Source organism: Bacillus sp. CPT56D-587-MTF (assembly GCF_058792335.1).
Genome location: NZ_JBYTEF010000001.1, coordinates 483,890 through 500,292 on the forward strand (window position 1 = coordinate 483,890; position 16,403 = coordinate 500,292).

Here is a 16,403-nt window from a genome sequence, read left to right on the forward strand (position 1 = left end):
AAGCCTCCATAAAATTTTTTTGGATGAATTTGCTTTATAGTATCACAAAACTATACTTTTGGTAACTATATGAAAAAAATATCACTACTTCCATAAATGAAGTTAGTGCATATACAATAGCAATACGAAACATAAAGGATTTATATGAGGAGGTGGTGATTTCCATGGGGATAAAAAAGTTATTTGGATTCCTTAGTTTGTTTGTTATTTGTATTGTGCTTGTAGCATGTGGTGTGGAACAAAAAACTGAAGTCCAGTTATTAAAAGAAATGCCAAGGCCAAAAGCAATGACAATTGATCCCTCACTAAGTAAAAAAGAAGCGACAGAAATGGTTCATGCGGCGCAGCGTTTTTATGCATTTTGGGATACAGGTAAGGAGGAACTTATTCCGCAGACTGTTACTGAAAAATTTTTCGATAATACATTGCCGAAAGGGCGACCACAAGGCATTGAAGGATTAAAGTTTGCAGCGCAAAATTTTCGTAAAGTTGTGCCTGATATACATTGTGAGATTGAAGACTTATTAGTTGTTGGTGATAAAGTAACAGCCCGTCTTTCTTTTACAGGAACGCATAATGGTAAGAAAATTAATTTTTTTGCAATTGATATTTTACATGTGAAAGACGGAAAGATAACGGAAGATTGGCATTTAGAAGATAATCTTACACTACAGCAGCAACTCGGCTTAATAGCCGAAGGATAGATCATATAGGGGAGAGAAAAGTAATGAAAAATATATTTATTATAAATGGACATGAAAAATACGGTACAAAGGAAGGACGATTAAATAGAACGTTAGTAGATTATATGGTTACTGTATTAGGCGAGAATCATCATGTGAAAACAACAACGATTCAAGATGGTTACAATATTAAAGAAGAACAAGATAAGTTTTTATGGGCCGATGTTGTTATTTATCAAACACCGATTTATTGGTTTAGTGTACCGGGCTTATTTAAAACGTATATGGATGAAGTATATGAATACGGTTTGTTCTTTAAAGGTGCAGATGAATATGGAACAGGTGGTTTATTAAAAGAGAAAGAGTATATGTTCTCTACAACTTGGAATGCACCTGAAAAAGCATTTGGAGATAAGACGAAGTTCTTTGAAGGAGAAAGTTTAGAATCAGCGCTTAGTCATTTACACCGCGTGCAAAAGTTTCTCGGTATGAGTCCGTTAAAGAGTTTTGCTTGTTATGATGTGGTGAAGAATCCGGATATTGAGCAATATTTATTGAACTTGAAAGATCACTTAGATGAAGTAATTAAATAATAGTTTATATTTGTATGTGAAGAAGGTACTACTAAGGATGTAGTACCTTCTCCTTTTATAAAAACTCACACTTTAATGCGTGGATGGCTGTATCCATAACTTCGCAAAATTTGCCCAACCGAATGAATCAATTGTTACGTTTTTTAAAGAAGAAGGGTATGTTTTTCTTTTTAAAACGTGATAGTTAAATAAAATGATGTATTCTGCTTGTAAAAACTCTTCAATCTCATACATGAGTTCATAACGCTTTTCTTTATTTTCTTCTAGTAAAAATGTATCTAGTAAACAGTTAATTTGTTTTTCGTAGTGCGGGTCTATGAACCGATTTACGAAGCAACTTTTATTTTTAAATACATTTAAGAATGCAATTTCATGATTGGCAGCAAAGACTTCTCCCATGAAAATAATATCAGCATGTTTATCAATAGAGCGATCCATATAATCTGAAACGGGAAATGGGTGAAGCGCTACTTGTATACCTAAACTTTCACATCGTTCTTTTAAGAAATATGCATCATTTGCACTATCTTTAAATGCGAAGAAGTAAATATGTATCGTTTCTCCATTATATGTACTCTTTTTCAAATACTCTTTTGCCTTTTCTAAAGAGTAGGATCTTCTTGTTGCAAGGCGGCTTCTATCAGGGAAGAAGCTTGATGCAGCAATTGTCCGTCTACCCTCTATGTTACGAAGTATCATTTCAACATCATATAGTTCTCTCCAAGCTTTTCGAAAGTAAATGTCGTGATGAGGACCAGGTTTTTTAAAGTTGAAGCTAGCATAAATACAACCTATTTCTTCTATTTGTATATCATGCCTTTCATTTTCCTCTTCGTTTGGTAGTTCATAATCAGCATCTATTTGCACATGGTCAGGAATACCCCAAAATTCAATACGGTCTAATAACGCGCGCTCTTTAAAATAATGGGTGAACGCTTCGAGTACGATATTATCTTCAGAGTAATGAGCAAGTTTGAAAGGTCCAGTACCTATATAATGATGATTTTGAATACTCGTATCACGCGGTAAAATTGCGAGCTGCATGGAACTTACATAGTGTAAGAAAAATAAATTTGGTTTTGCTAAATGGAATCGAATTTGCAGTGGTGATGGTGTTTCAATTTGAATAATTTCTTCTGTTAACCATTCGAAAGGGGATTGAACTTGTTTTAGTCTTTCAAATGAAAATTGTACATCTTTAGAAGTTAAAATTGTTTCGTTATGAAAATATATATCTTTTCGTAAATAAAAGGTCCACGTAAGTCCATCTTCACTTAATTCCCACGTATGCGCAATGTGAGGCTCCATTTTTTCAGTAACATCGTTATAGACGACTAACGTATCAAAAATTTGACTCGTAAGATGGCTCTCTGTAGTTACAGCCACAAAAGCCGGATCTAATGGGAATATCTTTCTCGATATAGGAATCTTTAATACGTCGTACATATCATTTGAAGGTTCGTATCCAAAATGATGATGTAGTTTATTTTCTATCTTTTTTTGAAGTGCAAGGGGTAGAGGTTCTTTTAAAAGAAGAAAAACATCCTTTAATTTTTCTTGCGCTAACAGTTCATCTGTATAGGATTCAATCGCTTCTACGAAATTATGTATAAATAGAATTTCCGTTTTATTTCCGCGGCCTCGCCCTGGAGTCCAGCTAATTAATTGTTCCTCGCTCATTTTCTTTAATAAAATCTTTACGTTTTTCGTACTGCAATATAAAACATCCGCTAATTCTTGTAAGCTATTTTGTATATGTTTTTGATCTTGTGCATGTAGTCTTAGTCTAATGTAATAGTCCATAATTTTCATATATACACTTCCTTCTATCTATAAAAGGGGAAACTCTTTAGAATATTCTAACCTTTTTCTTCCTTTTTTTCAAAGTAAAATAAGTAAGCATAAGGAGGAGGAAACAATGGGATTTTGGAGTATGCATCGAAATATAAAAATTAGAATTATAACTTCGTTTTTAACACGTACTGTGTCCACGATGATTTTTCCATTTATGGCGATTTATTTTTCAATAAAGTTAGGTAGTGCGATTGCTGGTGCTTTACTACTCATTAATGTCATAGCTTCATTAGTAATTGGTTTATACGGTGGATATGTTGGGGATCGGCTTGGGCGTAAAAAGGTTATGATTATCGGTCAAAGTATACAAGTCATTTCTATTGCTTGTATGGGAGTTGCGAATTCGGATTATGTAGATTCACCGTGGTTAACATTTATCTTTATGCTAGTGAATAGTTTAGGATCTGGACTTATGAATCCTGCGACAGAGGCGATTTTAATTGATGTGAGTACACCTGAAAATCGAAAAGTAATGTATAGCATTAATTATTGGGCTATTAATTTATCCATTGCGATTGGAGCAATATTTGGTGGGTTACTATTTGAAAACTATAGATTGCAATTGTTTATCGTATTAACGCTTGTTGCAATTATTACTTTATATGTGATGACTGTATATATGGAAGAAGTGTATGTAGTGAGAAAAACAGTAGAGAAGAAAAATGTATTAAAAGGTATGGCAGATAGTTATAAAGTCGTGATGAAAGATAAAGCATTTTTAATTTTTTGTGCAGCGAGTATATGTACATTGTCTTTAGAGTTTCAAATTAATAATTATTTAGGTGTTCGCTTGCAGAAGGAATTTGAAACGGTGCACTTTTTATTCGGGAATGGTATTACGTTTGATTTAACAGGGATTCGCATGCTGAGCTGGATTTCTGCAGAGAATACAATTTTAGTTGTGTTATGTTCAGCACTTCTTATTAAAATGCTGAAAAGCTTCAACGATTTGAAAATCTTATATGTAGGTTTATTCATTTATACAATTGGATTTACAATACTCGGAACGAGCAATAGCTTATGGATTTTATTAATTGCAGGGCTTTTCCAAACGGTAGGTGAGATGATGTATGTGCCAGTGCGTCAATCTATTATGGCAGATATGGTGCCAAATGAGGCAAGAGGTTCTTATATGGCGATTAACGGAATGGTCTTTCAAGTGGCAAAAATGAACGGGGCATTAGGTGTTATGCTAGGTTCATTTATTGCCTCTTGGGGCATGAGTGCTCTGTACTTTATCGTTGGTATGAGCAGTATTTTACTATTTATGAAAGCGATAGGGAAAGAGAAGTATGAGGATGAGAGAAATGTTTCTCAAATTGGATGAAACTATATAAAAAGCGAACCAGTTATACTGGGATTCGCTTTTTATATAATTTTTAGAACGGATCAACTTCAGCTAAATTTGGAGTAGTACTAGGCTGTAGCAAAAGATTTTTTAATGTGCCTACTTCAGAAAGCGTTACTAATATGTAGCCACTAATCAGTACAATTAGCCCAATAACGCGTAACGTTTGTAAGCTCACTTCATTATTATTCGTTTCCGTTGGATTTGGGGGCGTTGAAGGTGGATTGTTATTCATAAATAAGGCTCCCATCTTTTGTATTTATATATGTGCGAAATCATTATTTAACTTATGGATAGGAATTATATAGTCATTTTCACTATATGAGAACTGCCTATGAAAAGTGATAAGGAATTTTTGGGCGAGAAAAAGGGGGAATCCAAAAGATTATTAAAACTGAACTTTTGGATTCCCCTCTTTTTATTTATCTTGCTATTTGTGGTGGTCGGATTGCCTGTAAACGACCAGTTGGTGGGGGCTAATTAATCAGTGGGGGATGAATAAAACCTCACTGATTAACTATTTTCATGTAAATAAAAGGAGGTTAGTTATCCTAATATACGCAACGATTCTTCAATAAACGCTGGGATGTCCTCTGGCTGTCTACTTGTTACTAGCTGATTTTGACATACGACAACCTCTTTGTCATGAAAGTTCCCGCCGGCATTTTTTAAATCGACTTCAATAGATTTATATCCAGTTACATCACGTCCTTCAAGTGTTTGTGCAGTGATGAGTAGCTGAGGTCCGTGACAAATAGCGAAAACGGGTTTGTCCGCATCCATAAATGCTTTACTAAAGCGAACAAAACGTTCATCTGCACGAAGTATATCTGGGGAGAACCCGCCTGGTATGAAGAGGGCATCAAAGTTTTCTGGAGAAACATCGTCAATACTTTTATCAATTACGACTTCACTTTTTCCTTGTTTACCGTGTACCGTTTTCCCTTTTTCCATTTCAATAGTTGTTAATTCATATCCCTTTTGTTTAAAAGCTCCTACTGGCTCTGTGTATTCTGTGTCCTCGAAATAATCCGTTATTAAAATAGCAATTTTTTTACTCATTCTAATCCGCTCCTTATATTATATTATCGGTTCCAGAATCTTCCTTGGGCAATACCTTCTATAAATGATTCAATTGAAGTGTTTGTTAAGTTATAAACTCCTGCTCCATCTAATTTAATTTTACTATTGTCCAAAGCATGAGGATTACTAAGGACATGAGCTATCGGTTTAAAATGTTTAAAAGTAGTTTCTGTAAATTCTAAAACAGGGGGGTGAATGACAGACTCACTACTAAACACTAATACTGCATCAAAAAGCGAAGAGTCTGTTGTTGTATAAGTATCAGTTACTTTAATGGAATCATTGAAATGATAAATTTTATTATCTATGATGCTATAGTTCATTCGGTGCTGTGCAAAAGCTTGAATCCATTCGGACAGAAGGGAGACGCTTGGGTCACCATTTAATAGAATTGCGACATTTTTAGAATCAGATTTAAAAATAGTATTGGACATACTTAGTGCAGGTGATTTTGCATCTGAATTTACTTCGTGATTTTCTTTAGGTAAAGGAGCTCCAACAATGTTAGCGACTTCTTGTGCTAATTGACGATCGACGTGGTTTAGGAGAGCAATTACATTTGCCTTCACCATGTCTGATTTACACTTCCCAACTTCAAAGCAAAAAGCTTCTTTTAGGTGCTGCTTTTCAATAGGGCTCATACTATTGTAGAAAAGTTTAGCCTGAGAATAAAAGTTAAGAAAGCTTTTACTACGACCTCTAATTTTATGCCCATCAATCTTTTCTTGATAATGTTCATATCCTCCTTGTTCGGCTTGGACGGTTGCAGGTTGATTGTTATTTAATCCGTTAGGATGATAGCTTGTTTGACCGCGATGAATCTGCATTTGATGCATACCATCACGTTGATTATTATGAAAAGGACATACGGGTTGATTGATAGGGATTTGATGGAAATTAGGGCCCCCTAAACGAGATAATTGTGTATCTGTATAGGAGAATAATCTTCCTTGCAGAAGAGGGTCATTTGAAAAATCAATACCTGGTACGACATGACCAGGGTGAAAAGCTACCTGCTCTGTTTCAGCAAAGAAGTTATCAACATTTTTGTTCAATGTCATTTTACCAACTAATTTTACGGGAACTTCTTCTTCTGGCCATAATTTCGTTGGATCTAAAATATCAAAATCAAATTTATGTTCATCTTCTTCTGGAATTAACTGTAATCCAAGCTCCCATTCAGGATAATCCCCTTTTTCAATTGCTTCGTATAAATCTTGACGATGAAAATCAGGATTTTTCCCAGCAATCCTTTGAGCTTCATCCCATACTAATGAATGAACCCCAAGGGTAGGTTTCCAGTGAAACTTTACGAAATGGGCTTTTCCTGCTGTGTTAATGAGTCGAAATGTGTGAACTCCAAAACCTTCTATCATTCGTAAACTACGCGGAATAGCTCGGTCGCTCATTTGCCACATGACCATATGAGTGGACTCAGGATTATGCGCAACAAAGTCCCAAAAGGTATCATGAGCGCTAGCTCCTTGAGGAATATCATTATGTGGTTCTGGTTTAACTGCATGGACAAAATCAGGAAATTTAATAGCATCTTGGATAAAGAATACGGGCATATTATTACCCACTAAATCATAGTTTCCTTCATCTGTATAAAATTTTGTGGCGAATCCGCGTACATCTCTTACTGTGTCGTTGGATCCTTTAGAACCTTGAACGGTTGAGAACCGTACAAATACAGGTGTTTTCTTTGAAGGATTAGTAAGAAAATCTGCTTTCGTATATGCTTCTAACGATTCATAAAGCTGAAAATAACCATGAGCGCCAACTCCGCGTGCATGAACAATCCTTTCAGGAATTCGTTCATGATCAAAGTGGGTCATTTTCTCGCGAAAGTGGAAATCCTCCATTAAGGTTGGGCCTCTTAAGCCCATCTTTAAAGAAAATTCATCCTCGGCTATTTTTACTCCTTGGTTTGTTGTTAAAGCATGTTTGCGTTGATTATCCGTAACATGGTGCTTCAATTGCTCCATTTTTTTATTCACAATATAGGCCCCTCCTTTACTTTGTTAATTTAATAGATACCCTTTTTATTAGGACGTAAACATGTATTATGATTTTTGTATGTAAAAATCATAATACATTGGTTGTGCTGGTGATTCTTGTTTGAGGAAGAAAAATAAAAAGGCCAAGGAGAAAGTTTATTTTCTCCTTGGCTTTTAAGATAATTCTTTTCGTTAAAATGCGGAAATTCTTTGCTTCGTTTTTGGTACAATAATAAATTTGATCCAGAGTAACCCGACAATCATAATGATAAGGATATGTAAAAATTGACCTGTAGCAATGAGTATAACACTCGAAAATACAATGAGTTGAATACTTAGCAATATAAAGATTAAGTGAAGAAATTGCTTCATCCTTTCTTCAGTATGGATTGGATATAATGCCACAATAATATTTCCCGAAAAATATTTCCATAGTGAACGGAGCTGCATAGAGATCATATATAGAACGATGTAAGTGATAGAGCCTTTTACGTATATATTTGGTATGAAATATAAGGCGAAAGCACCGATCAATCCTAAGCGAATATATATACCGAAATAATCATTTCCACGTAAAAATGCTAATGTATGTAAATAGAAGAAAGTTGCTCGTTTTTTATGTAATAAAGGTTCAATCCAATTTGTAAGCCATTTTCTTTTATTTACTTGTTTATTCAGTTGCGGAACATCTGTGAAAATGCTAGCAAATTGATAAAAACGAACGTTCATTTTTTCTTCTTGCTCGATTATGTAATCCCACGGTATTCGTTTTGTAGGCTGTTTTTTCGTATATAGAAGTAGGAAAGCAAGTAGTAAGAGTAGTCCGCCCAATATGAGAACATTTGCGGAATAAAACAGCATGTAAATGATTAGGGCGTTACAAGTAATACGAATGATTAGCCATATATTTTTTTCGTGACTATCACGCCACATCCAATGTATGTACATGTTCCAGGCTTTCGTAATCATTAACACGATAAAGATTGTACATAAAAAAGGTACAGTTAATTGCAATGATTGCATAGCAAGTGGAACGAGAATAAGGAACGTAAATAATAATGGGAAAAGCTGCATGATGTAATTGTATAGAAGAGATTTTTTAAAATAAGATGTTAATTTCTCTTCTAGTGCTAGTAAATAGACAGCATCAGGTTTTTGAATAAATGTACGGATAGGGCATCTCGTTATAATGAATGTAAGTACAATCGTTATAATTATTAAAGATATTCCTTTAGAAGGAGATGCTTTTAGAAACTGAGCATAATAATATGCACCAACGCATGAAATAAAGATAAAGCTATATAGTAAACCGTTAATCATACGTGCAAAGTATGTAATGATATTTTGAATATGTTGTTGGAAGCGACAGCTCCATAGCGATTCGATTGACATGTTTTTCACCTCTTTGTTCTATTATATATGTTTTACAAAAGAAAAAACGAGCAAATTGCGTTATGCAACTTGCCCGTTTTTCTTTTCGTTATTTTTTTTCTGATCACGATTCATTAATGGATAGAAAGCAAATCCGATTACGAATAAACCAATTCCGAGAAGGAACGTTTTTATATCGGATGCGCCCGTTTTAATAACCCATAGTGCGTAGCAAAGTGCGATAACTGCGACTATGCCATCTGTAATTCTTGCCCGCATTTCATTTTTATATGTTTCACCAGTTGCGACTAGTTTTAACTGGAAGATTGGTGAAACGAGATATGGAATGAGGTAGGCTAGTGTCGATACGGTAATAACGAATGTATAAGCTTCCGCAATGGTTCCTGATAATGTTGAGAATAGGAATACTTGCGACATAATGTTTGTTAATCGTAATGAGTAAATTGGACTTCCTTTTTTATTTGTTTTTGTGAAGAAGGAAGGGAAGAAACCTTCTTTTGCTGCTTGATAAGGTACTTCTGAGCTTAATAAAATCCAGCCTAAGATAGAACCGAACAGGGAAGTAAGAGCAAGTAATGCCATCAGTTTCCCGCCGCCGTGACCCATTGCAGCGTTTAGTGCATCTGCTAATGGACGTTCAGAAGCTTGTAATTTATCAACGTGAAGTACACCCATTGTTAAAATTGTGATTCCTAAGTAGATGGCAACTGTAATAAGTAATCCCGCAACTGTTGCGCGTTTTACCGTTTTGGGAGAAACAGCACGGTTTGATAAAAGAACAGCTGATTCAATTCCGATAAACGCCCAAAGTGTTGTAAGAGCAGCTAAATTCACTTGTGAAAGAAGACCGTGTGATGCCCCTGATTTATCAATCATCGGTGTATACCATTGTCCAAATTTAGAAGCTTCGAATGCAAATAACGTAACGACGATGAATAAAAGGAATCCAGTTACTTTCGTTGTTGTTGCTAAGAAGTTTAGTTTTCCAGCTCCGCTTACACCGTTTGTTAATATAATATGAGTTCCCCAAAGTAAGATGGAACAAATCGTAAATGTAATTAGTTTTCCGACTTCTACGTTAAACGAGCCGATTGAAAATAGTAGTCGCGTATCTTTCATAATTGGGAAGAAGAGTGATAAATATCCCGCAAATGATGTAATGATGGCAACGTTACTTGCCCAGTTTGCAACCCAATATCCCCATACCATACTGAAGCCAGCCATTTTTTTCTTTTTTGGTGTTGAGAATAAAGCATATGCATGACTTTGTGGCCCTGTCGTTAAATCAGGACGACGAATTGCTAAATTACCGAAAACAAGAGCTAGCATTAAAACACCAAACCCTGTAGTTAACCAAGCTAAAGTGACACCGAGTGGGCTTGCTGTTTGTGCCAACGTACTTGGCACCATGAAAATACCAGCGCCAACCATGTTACCGACAACGAAAGCTGTTAGTACCCAAAAGCCCCATTTTTTTTGTTGCATAGAAAATACCTCCAAAGTTAGTATAACCAAGTCAAGCGAGGAGATATGTATGTCTTCCTGAGTCAGGAAGAGAAGTCCCAAACAAAACAAAAAAAGCACGTAATTTGCCGCTACATGCTTTCTATCTTATAAGAAACCCACGACATACCTCTCGATAGCTCTCCACAAACGAAACGTTTGTGACAGTTCTGCACTTATTAAATGCAGACCCAGCAAGCGTGCATGGTGGACACGACTTACTTCGGCAACCATTCCTTTCTCATTCCGTCATCAATGCCACTACATCTCCTGAAATGATACTCTTAATGATTGCAACCTCTACCTCACCGAGATACGAATGAGGATTTAAATATTAAATTAACGTCTTTAAGAGTAACAAATGAATTTTTATACGTCAATGGATATAGTAATAATCAGATTATAGAGAAGAGTTTGTGATTAAAAGTAAGAGGGGTTGTTATGTGATATTTGAATTTTCGTAATATAATACATATTATTAGCGCTAGATGATTGAAAAGGGGATGAAGTAAATGTCTGTATGTCATAAACATTCAGTAATAGGTGTGCTAGATTCGGGAGTTGGGGGATTAACAGTTGCGAGCGAAATTATAAGACAATTGCCTAAAGAAAGCATTTATTATATTGGTGATAATAAGCGTTGCCCGTATGGACCAAGAAGTGTAGAGGAGGTGCAATCTTTCGTATTTGAAATGGTTGAGTTCCTCAAACAGTTTCCATTAAAAGCGCTAGTCGTAGCATGTAATACTGCTGCAGCTGCTGCATTGACTGAGCTGCAAGAAGCACTTTCCATTCCAGTTATTGGCGTTATACATCCAGGAGCAAGAGCGGCAATTAAAGTAACAAAGAAAGGGGAAATCGGGGTAATTGGAACTGTAGGTACGATAAAATCTAATATGTATGAAAAAGCATTACACGAGCTGGATACATATTTGGAAGTGCATAGCTATGCTTGCCCGACTTTAGCCACAGTTGTAGAAAATCAATTAGAAGATACAGCATATGTCACGCAGCAAGTGAAACAAGCTTTACTTCCATTAACGAAAGAAGATATAGATACGTTAATTCTTGGATGTACGCATTATCCACTTTTAGAGTCCTATATAAAAAAGGAACTAGGAGAAGATATAACGATTATTAGTTCTGCAGAAGAAACGGCGATAGAGTTAAGCACCATTTTACAGCACAAAGGAATTTTGTCTGACAATCTGAATCCGAAGCATCGTTTTTTTACAACGGGATCTGTTTTATCATTTGAACATATTGCTGAGCGATGGCTAGGGTATCAAATTTCTGTAGAATGTGTACATTTGCCTATGAAAAATGCGTGTATGCATAATTAAGATTTAGTAAATTACGTTTTTAAATAAATTAGGTTCGTTTCATAAGAAGGAAAGAATAAGCTTTTAATTGAAATCATTAAGGTCATTTTAATTAAAGGAGAGGTTTGATTATGGAATTATCAAGATCTCAATTATTTGCTTTGGAGTATATTTCAAAATATGCAGAGAACGAAAAACGTGAGGCTAACGCAACGATTAATCATATACTTAAAATGTCTAATATTACAGATGAAATATTTGAAGAGGCTGTCGCTAATTTAAAATCTCACGCAAGGATTGCTTTACACTTTCATCCAGACAGACTAGATTCGAGTAAGAAAAGTGTTGCTGAAGCATTATTTGAGCAAGGAGTATATAAAAGTCAGTTTGAAACATTGCTATCTAATGGAAGCGTATCTGCTTATCCTGGTGGTGAACGTGACCTTTGGGAAAAGAGAATATTTGGAGGGGCATATCAATTAGAAGGCGTAACGAATGATCAACGTCCAAAATACGGAGCGCTAAATTTAATGTTACATCCAGATGGGCCGGCTCCGCGTTTTGGTTCCTGTTATTTTCTCTTATCTCCAAAAGTTTCTTCGCGTTCTACATATACATATTTAGATTCACATCAAGATCCGAAAGAAAAGGGGACTTATGAGGAGTTTGATATGATTGTAGCTGCTCTTTTGGAAGAGACATTCGTAAGAGATTTTGCAATTGGTGAAGGAAATTTGACGCCAACAATATTAATTAATCATTTACTGGCTAATCTGAAAAGGCCGTTTATAGATGTAGTAAGCAAAGAGCCAGCCCGTAATCTTAATCATTATATTGAAGCGCAGATTCATGGAGAGATTTCTCTAAAAGAAGACGTGGAAGCGCTTGTTGCAGATCCTTCATTTAAGGGTACGGATGTAGGAAGAGTTTTAGAAGAAATTTGCCTGAAGTATGCGATTGATTTGTATTGGCACATCGGTTTTGTACTTGCGGTAGACGAAGTTCCGATGGATTTTAGAGGTTCAAAAATGCCATCTTTAGCAAGACGCATTGCACGGAATCATTGTATCGATGCAAATATAATTGGCTCTGCTGTAGTGGATTTGAAACGCAATCCATTATCTTGGAGTGATCGTGGAACTTATGAAGAAGTGCTTCAGGAATTAAAATTATTATGGCATGTTTTAGTTCGATTTGGAAAACCAAATCGGAAGTAGAATGAAATACTCCATTTTTGGAAGTATTTATATAGAAAAGAAGCTGATCTATTTATAGATCAGCTTCTTTTCAGGCTGTGGAGAAAGTCTTCTCCACAGCCTGTTTTTGTGTCTGAACCTCTTTTTATGTGTCAACACTGATAAAAAAGAGGAAAAGGAGAGATTTTTTATGATGGGTGCTTTAAAAAATCATCGTGATGAGCGTGTATCTGTTTCTGTAGAAGAGTTGGTTCCACAAGATCATTTCCTTCGTGCAATTGAAGCGACAATTAGTTTTGATTTTATTGAAGAGAAGTTACGCCCTTATTACTGTGAAAACAATGGACGCCCGTCCATTCATCCTATTGTTTTATTTAAGATGATGTTTATTGGATATTTTTACGGTATTCGTTCTGAGCGTCAATTGGAAAAGGAAATTAAAACGAATATTGCCTACCGTTGGTTTTTAGGGTTTTCTCTATCGGATACTATTCCGGATCACTCTACAATCAGTTGGAATCGTCGTACTCGTTTTATTCATACAAATATTTTCGAAGAAATTTTTGATGAGATTGTGAGACAAGCGACGGAGCACCGGATGGTAGGAGGACGTGCACTGATGACAGATTCTACACATATTAAGGCCAATGCCAATAAAAATAAATTTGTACATAAATATAAAAAAGAAAAAGCAAAGTTTTATATAGACGAGCTAGAAGCTGCGGTAATCGAAGATCGTGAGGTACATGGAAAAAAGAATTAAAACCTAGAAAGGAAAGTGATACCCCTACCAAAAAAACTCGTATAAGTACAACGGATCCAGATAGTGGATTTTTAATGAGAGATGGAAAACCAAATGGTTTTCATTTCTTGGATCATCGTACGACTGATGCGAAGTACAATATTATTACAGATACCTATGTAACGGCTGGAAATATGGCAGATTCCGAGCCGTATTTAGCACGCCTCCAAGCTCAGATTGATAAATTCGACTTCAAAGTAGAAGCTGTTGCCCTTGATGCTGGCTATTTTACAGGATATATCTGTAAGAAACTATCAGAACGGAATATATTTATGGTGATGGGGTATCGCCGATTTGGAAAACGGAATAAAGAAGTACCGAAAAGCCAATTTAAATATGTAGAAGAAATGAATGTTTTCGCTTGTCCGATGGGATGTATTCTAGAATATGTAACAACTGATCGTGAAGGATACCGTCAATACAAATCGAATCCAGAAGACTGCGCTGTTTGTCCGTTACGTGAGGTGTGCTTTTCAAAGAAACAAAAACAAAAAGTTATCACTCATCATGTGTGGGAGAAATATAAGGATATTGCTAGAAAAAACAAGCTAACAGCTACAGGGAAAAGGTTGTATAAAGTACGCTGTTCCACTATAGAGCGAAGCTTTGCAGACGCCAAAGAACTACATGGCTACCGCTATGCCCGGTTTCGAGGGCTGAAGTCTGTCCAAATGCAAGCTTATCTCACCGCAGCTTGTCAAAACATGAAAAAAATAGCCCTCCACCTGACCAAAAAGGGTCAGGTGGAGGGCTATTTTTTAAAATTCTATTATTTTATGTTGTTTTTATTCGCTAAAATCAAAAAAGATTCCAGAGTGTTGGGAACCCTAAAGGGTTTCCCAACACTCTGAAAAGAAGCTGATCTATTTATAGATCAGCTTCTTTTTATAAGATTAAACTAAGTTTAATACAGTTACTTTTTCACGTGTCATAGACTCAAGGCTCTTACGAATACCTTGTGCGCCCATACCTGAACCTTTTACACCGATGAATGGGAAGTGGTCAGGGCCGCGCTCTGTGCGTCCGTTAATTTGAACAGAACCAGTTTCGATTTTGTTAGCAATTGCAAATGCTTTGTTAATGTCTTTAGTGAAGACACTTGCTTGCAGACCGAACTCTGATTTGTTAGCAATTTCAATTGCTTGTTCATCTGAAGAAACACGGATGATTGGAAGGATTGGGCCGAATGGCTCTTCCCAAGCAACTTTCATCTCTTCTGTTACGTGATCGATTAATGTTGGGTAAATTAAGTTACGCTCACGTTTGTTACCGATAACGATTGTAGCACCTTTTTCTACAGCGTCGTCAACTAAACCTTGAACGAAGTCAGCAGACTTGTCGTCGATTAATGGAACGATTGTGCTGTCTTGTTCTGGAGATCCAACTGATAGTTCAGCTACTTGCGCTTTTAATAAGCTAACAAGCTCGTCCGCTACGTTTTCGTGTACAAGTACACGTTTAATAGCTGTACAACGTTGACCAGAGTAAGAGAATGCACCGCTTACGATATGGTTTGCAGCATCTTGTAAGTCAGCATCTTCACGAACGATACCAGGATCTTTACCACCAAGTTCTAATACAAGTGGAATCATTGAAGCCTTTTTCGCTAAATGTTTACCTGTGTTTGTACCACCTGTGAACGATACCATATTGATGCCTTCGTGCTCTACTAAGTAGTCACCAATTACAGAACCGCGTCCTGTAGCTACGTTTACAAGACCTTTTGGAAGGCCAGCTTTATGAAGTGCTTCAACCATTTTAATACCACTAATTGCACCTTGAGTTGCTGGTTTGAAAATAACAGCGTTACCCATAATTAATGCTGGTGCAAGTTTTGCAGCAGATAAGTTTACTGGGTAGTTAAATGGTGCGATTGCTAATACAACACCAAGTGGTGCGCGTTGGATAATCGCAAGCTTAGATTTTGTACCGCCCGGGAAGCTATCGCCCATCATGCTTTCTCCGTGCATATGTAAAGCTTCTTCGATCGTGTAACGAATGAAGTCAGCTGTACGAACAACTTCTTTCTTCGCATCTTTATATCCTTTACCGACTTCTTTCATAATGATATCGGCAATTTCATCCTGCATATTTACGAGCTCATCAGCCCATTTATATAAGTATTTTGCGCGATCTTGTAGGGAAGCTTCAGCCCATGATTTTTGAGCTTCTTTTGCAGATGCAATTGCTTCATCTACTTCTCCGCGAGTAATTGCTTGTACTTGTCCAATTACTTCGTGTAAGTATGGAGATGGAATTTCGATTGTTTCTCCTGAAGAGCTTTCTCTCCATTCTCCGTTTAAATAAAATTTGTACGTATTGCTAGTTGTCATGATTAGTCCTCCTAAAATAGCAACTTGTAAGAGTGAGTATAAGGTGATTGTAGGGGGTTTGATAACATTTTTCAAATGAAATGTTTGTGAAAACGATTTCTTATTCTTTTTTTATTTTGTATGCCCTTTCTTACAGAACATTCCCTTATTTCAAAATGGTGTATCATATATTTTTATTTAAAGTGTGAAAAAATAATTGACAGAATACTCAATAAAGTTGTAAGATTATAAATGGAAAATAAATGAAAGGGGTGTGCGTAATGATTGTAATCGTAAATGTAATGGGCTTAGCTC

At 36.1% G+C, this 16,403-nt stretch carries 13 protein-coding genes, 1 pseudogene and 1 riboswitch; of the genes and pseudogenes, 7 read left to right on the forward strand and 7 right to left on the reverse strand.

Going from position 1 to position 16,403, the window contains the following annotated elements:
• The first annotated feature begins 164 nt into the window (after positions 1 to 164).
• The gene (locus AC3WVZ_RS02540; RefSeq protein ID WP_000511563.1) at positions 165 to 704 is read left to right on the forward strand and encodes an ester cyclase; all 540 of its coding nucleotides are present in this window, start codon (positions 165 to 167) and stop codon (positions 702 to 704) included.
• A 23-nt stretch (positions 705 to 727) separates the two neighbouring features.
• Entirely contained in the window at positions 728 to 1,276 is a 549-nt protein-coding gene (locus tag AC3WVZ_RS02545) for an NAD(P)H-dependent oxidoreductase (protein WP_000789191.1), read from the forward strand.
• A gap of 72 nt (positions 1,277 to 1,348) precedes the next feature.
• Here AC3WVZ_RS02545 and AC3WVZ_RS02550 read toward each other — a convergent pair whose 3' ends face one another.
• Positions 1,349 to 3,088, reverse strand: coding sequence for an SgrR family transcriptional regulator (locus AC3WVZ_RS02550; RefSeq protein ID WP_000699824.1), 1,740 nt, complete (start codon positions 3,086 to 3,088; stop codon positions 1,349 to 1,351).
• Between the two features lie 106 nt (positions 3,089 to 3,194).
• Between AC3WVZ_RS02550 and AC3WVZ_RS02555 the strand changes: the two genes are divergently transcribed.
• Entirely contained in the window at positions 3,195 to 4,457 is a 1,263-nt protein-coding gene (locus AC3WVZ_RS02555) for an MDR family MFS transporter (protein ID WP_233935967.1), read from the forward strand.
• A gap of 52 nt (positions 4,458 to 4,509) precedes the next feature.
• Here the strand turns inward: AC3WVZ_RS02555 and AC3WVZ_RS02560 are convergent, their stop codons facing one another.
• Complete coding sequence (locus AC3WVZ_RS02560; protein WP_001063866.1) at positions 4,510 to 4,713, reverse strand: hypothetical protein; 204 nt, start codon at positions 4,711 to 4,713, stop codon at positions 4,510 to 4,512.
• Positions 4,714 to 4,812: 99 nt separating this feature from the next.
• Between AC3WVZ_RS02560 and AC3WVZ_RS02565 the strand changes: the two genes are divergently transcribed.
• On the forward strand, positions 4,813 to 4,962 hold the full coding sequence (locus tag AC3WVZ_RS02565; RefSeq protein WP_162900581.1) for a hypothetical protein: 150 nt from the start codon (positions 4,813 to 4,815) through the stop codon (positions 4,960 to 4,962).
• A 62-nt stretch (positions 4,963 to 5,024) separates the two neighbouring features.
• On the opposite strand, the gene AC3WVZ_RS02570 is transcribed toward AC3WVZ_RS02565, so the two are convergent.
• The 4 genes from AC3WVZ_RS02570 to AC3WVZ_RS02585 all read right to left on the reverse strand — a co-directional run bounded on the left by AC3WVZ_RS02570 (position 5,025) and on the right by AC3WVZ_RS02585 (position 10,438).
• On the reverse strand, positions 5,025 to 5,540 hold the full coding sequence (locus AC3WVZ_RS02570; protein WP_000037548.1) for a type 1 glutamine amidotransferase domain-containing protein: 516 nt from the start codon (positions 5,538 to 5,540) through the stop codon (positions 5,025 to 5,027).
• 23 nt (positions 5,541 to 5,563) lie between these two features.
• Positions 5,564 to 7,561 (reverse strand): catalase, encoded by a 1,998-nt coding sequence (locus AC3WVZ_RS02575; protein ID WP_233935969.1) that lies wholly within the window; start codon positions 7,559 to 7,561, stop codon positions 5,564 to 5,566.
• Positions 7,562 to 7,753: 192 nt separating this feature from the next.
• On the reverse strand, positions 7,754 to 8,953 hold the full coding sequence (locus tag AC3WVZ_RS02580; protein ID WP_233935970.1) for an ABC transporter permease: 1,200 nt from the start codon (positions 8,951 to 8,953) through the stop codon (positions 7,754 to 7,756).
• Positions 8,954 to 9,013: 60 nt separating this feature from the next.
• The gene (locus AC3WVZ_RS02585; RefSeq protein ID WP_001186301.1) at positions 9,014 to 10,438 is read right to left on the reverse strand and encodes an amino acid permease; all 1,425 of its coding nucleotides are present in this window, start codon (positions 10,436 to 10,438) and stop codon (positions 9,014 to 9,016) included.
• A 147-nt stretch (positions 10,439 to 10,585) separates the two neighbouring features.
• A riboswitch (Lysine riboswitch) is annotated at positions 10,586 to 10,767 on the reverse strand.
• A gap of 201 nt (positions 10,768 to 10,968) precedes the next feature.
• Here AC3WVZ_RS02585 and racE point away from each other — a divergent pair.
• The 3 genes and pseudogenes from racE to AC3WVZ_RS02600 all read left to right on the forward strand — a co-directional run.
• Complete coding sequence (gene racE / locus AC3WVZ_RS02590; RefSeq protein WP_025687296.1) at positions 10,969 to 11,799, forward strand: glutamate racemase; 831 nt, start codon at positions 10,969 to 10,971, stop codon at positions 11,797 to 11,799.
• A gap of 110 nt (positions 11,800 to 11,909) precedes the next feature.
• Positions 11,910 to 12,995 carry a DUF3626 domain-containing protein gene (locus AC3WVZ_RS02595; RefSeq protein ID WP_233935971.1) on the forward strand — a complete coding sequence of 362 codons (1,086 nt, stop codon included), beginning with the start codon at positions 11,910 to 11,912 and terminating at the stop codon, positions 12,993 to 12,995.
• Positions 12,996 to 13,164: 169 nt separating this feature from the next.
• Positions 13,165 to 14,534: pseudogene (locus AC3WVZ_RS02600) on the forward strand (IS1182-like element ISBth7 family transposase); the annotation flags it as partial.
• A 135-nt stretch (positions 14,535 to 14,669) separates the two neighbouring features.
• Here the strand turns inward: AC3WVZ_RS02600 and gapN are convergent.
• A complete protein-coding gene (gene gapN, locus AC3WVZ_RS02605; RefSeq protein WP_000213634.1) occupies positions 14,670 to 16,109 on the reverse strand; it encodes an NADP-dependent glyceraldehyde-3-phosphate dehydrogenase in 1,440 nt (479 codons plus the stop codon).
• Between the last annotated feature and the right edge of the window lie 294 nt (positions 16,110 to 16,403).

What these genes read in the sequence shown, in the direction of transcription:
- AC3WVZ_RS02595 (WP_233935971.1), top strand. Translation starts at nt 11,910, where the DNA reads ATGGAATTATCAAGATCTCAATTATTTGCTTTGGAGTATATTTCAAAA.
- racE (WP_025687296.1), top strand. Translation starts at nt 10,969, where the DNA reads ATGTCTGTATGTCATAAACATTCAGTAATAGGTGTGCTAGATTCGGGA.
- AC3WVZ_RS02585 (WP_001186301.1), bottom strand. Translation starts at nt 10,438, where the DNA reads ATGCAACAAAAAAAATGGGGCTTTTGGGTACTAACAGCTTTCGTTGTC.
- AC3WVZ_RS02560 (WP_001063866.1), bottom strand. Translation starts at nt 4,713, where the DNA reads ATGAATAACAATCCACCTTCAACGCCCCCAAATCCAACGGAAACGAAT.
- AC3WVZ_RS02565 (WP_162900581.1), top strand. Translation starts at nt 4,813, where the DNA reads ATGAAAAGTGATAAGGAATTTTTGGGCGAGAAAAAGGGGGAATCCAAA.
- AC3WVZ_RS02550 (WP_000699824.1), bottom strand. Translation starts at nt 3,088, where the DNA reads ATGAAAATTATGGACTATTACATTAGACTAAGACTACATGCACAAGAT.
- AC3WVZ_RS02540 (WP_000511563.1), top strand. Translation starts at nt 165, where the DNA reads ATGGGGATAAAAAAGTTATTTGGATTCCTTAGTTTGTTTGTTATTTGT.
- AC3WVZ_RS02570 (WP_000037548.1), bottom strand. Translation starts at nt 5,540, where the DNA reads ATGAGTAAAAAAATTGCTATTTTAATAACGGATTATTTCGAGGACACA.
- AC3WVZ_RS02545 (WP_000789191.1), top strand. Translation starts at nt 728, where the DNA reads ATGAAAAATATATTTATTATAAATGGACATGAAAAATACGGTACAAAG.
- AC3WVZ_RS02555 (WP_233935967.1), top strand. Translation starts at nt 3,195, where the DNA reads ATGGGATTTTGGAGTATGCATCGAAATATAAAAATTAGAATTATAACT.
- AC3WVZ_RS02580 (WP_233935970.1), bottom strand. Translation starts at nt 8,953, where the DNA reads ATGTCAATCGAATCGCTATGGAGCTGTCGCTTCCAACAACATATTCAA.
- gapN (WP_000213634.1), bottom strand. Translation starts at nt 16,109, where the DNA reads ATGACAACTAGCAATACGTACAAATTTTATTTAAACGGAGAATGGAGA.